This is a genomic window from Allobosea sp., assembly GCF_036675845.1.
Taxonomy (GTDB): Bacteria; Pseudomonadota; Alphaproteobacteria; order Rhizobiales; family Beijerinckiaceae; genus Allobosea.
This window is the reverse complement of sequence record NZ_JAKFED010000185.1, coordinates 1-1751: the sequence shown is the minus strand read 5'-3', so window position 1 is coordinate 1751 and position 1751 is coordinate 1. Positions and strand designations below refer to the sequence as shown.

General features: G+C 69.0%; 3 protein-coding genes. All 3 read left to right on the top strand.

All coding sequences use genetic code 11. The annotated features are described in order from the left end of the window. A partial coding sequence (locus V6M56_RS20210) for a DUF2628 domain-containing protein (RefSeq protein ID WP_332686350.1) occupies nucleotides 1-512 on the top strand: 512 nt, incomplete at its 5' end. Continuing rightward, nucleotides 509-1165 (top strand): imidazole glycerol phosphate synthase subunit HisH, encoded by a 657-nt coding sequence (hisH, locus tag V6M56_RS20205; protein WP_332686348.1) that lies wholly within the window; start codon nucleotides 509-511, stop codon nucleotides 1163-1165. The genes V6M56_RS20210 and hisH, both read left to right, overlap by 4 nt. Beyond that, on the top strand, nucleotides 1153-1751 hold a 599-nt coding region (gene hisA, locus V6M56_RS20200), incomplete at its 3' end, for a 1-(5-phosphoribosyl)-5-[(5-phosphoribosylamino)methylideneamino]imidazole-4-carboxamide isomerase (protein ID WP_332686346.1). The genes hisH and hisA, both read left to right, overlap by 13 nt.

The window sequence follows — 1751 nt, the reverse complement described above, 5'->3', positions numbered from 1 at the left end:
GCCCGAGACGGTCTGAGGAAAAACATATGGCGTTCTATCAGGTCCTGATTCCTCCCCCCGGCGCCGGCGGCCTGCGCGAGGAAGTCGAGCAGGCGCGGGTCCTGCCGGAAAGCTTCACCTGGCCTGCCTTGATCTTCGGCGGCGTCTGGCTGCTGCTGAAGCGGCTCTGGCTCGCCTTCCTGCTCTATGGCCTGGCCTGGGCCGGCATCGTCTGGCTGCAGCGCCAGATCGGCTTCTCCTTTGCCGCGGTCATGCTGTCGCATCTGGCGCTCGGCCTCTTCCTCGGCTTCGAGGGCCAGAACCTGATCGCCCGCAAGCTGACGCGGAAGGGCTGGCGGCTGGTCGATGTCGTCGAGGCCCCCGACCTCTCCAGCGCCGAGCGCCGCTATTTCGAGCGCGCCTTGCCGGAAGGCACTTCGCAGCGCGCCTTCGCCCCGGCGGCGGCGCCGGCGCGCTTCACCAGCGGGCCTTCGCCGGTCATCGGCCTCTTCCCCGAGGCGAGCGGGCGATGACCGCAACCGTCGCGATCGTCGACTACGGCTCGGGCAATCTCCACTCGGCCGCGAAGGCTTTCGAGCGCGCTGCGGCTGAGGCCGGGATCGACGCTGCCATCCGCGTCACCAGCGATCCTGGCGCGGTGCGCGCCGCCGACCGCATCGTCCTGCCCGGCGTCGGCGCCTTCGCCGATTGCAGGGCCGGGCTCGACGCGGTGCCCGGCATGGTCGAAGCGCTGGAGGAGAGCGTGCGGGAGAGGGGGCGGCCCTTTCTCGGCATCTGCGTCGGCATGCAGCTGATGGCGAGCCGCGGCCTCGAATACGTCACCACGCAAGGACTCGGCTGGATTGCCGGCGACGTCGCCCTGATCCGCCCGCAGGACCAGAGCCTGAAGATCCCGCATATGGGCTGGAACACCCTGCACAAGCAGGACGAGCACCCGTTGCTCGCCGGCATCGAGACCGGGCCCTCCGGCTGGCACGCCTATTTCGTCCATTCCTATGCGCTCGTCGCCGAGCGGGCGCAGGACGTGCTGGCGCTGACGGATTATGGCGGTCCGGTCACTGCCATGGTCGCGCATGACAACCTGGCGGGGACGCAGTTCCACCCCGAGAAGAGCCAGAAGCTGGGCTTGAAGCTGATCGCCAATTTCCTGAGGTGGAAGCCGTGATCCTGTTCCCCGCCATCGATCTCAAGGAAGGTCGCTGTGTTCGCCTGAAGCAGGGCGACATGGAGCAGGCGACGATCTTCAACGACGATCCCGCCGCCCAGGCCGCGCAGTTCGAGAGCCAGGGCTTCCGCTGGCTGCATGTCGTCGATCTCGACGGCGCCTTCGCCGGCAAGCCGGTGAACGCCCAGGCCGTCGAGGTGATCCTGCGGCGGGTTTCCTTCCCGGTGCAGCTCGGCGGCGGCATCCGCGACATGAAGACGGTCGAAGGCTGGCTCGAAAAGGGCGTCGCCCGCGTCATCATCGGCACGGCCGCGGTCCGCGACCCCGGCTTCGTGCGCGAGGCGGCAAAAGCCTTCCCGGGCAAGGTCGCGGTCGGCATCGACGCCCGCGACGGCTTCGTGGCCGTGGAGGGCTGGGCGGAGACCTCGGCGCTCGCCGCCGACGATCTCGGCCGGCGTTTCGAGGATGCCGGCGTCGCGGCGATCATCTACACCGACATCGCCCGCGACGGCATGCTCCAGGGCATCAACTGGGACGGCACGATCGGCCTCGCCCATGCGCTCTCGATCCCGGTGATCGCCTCGGG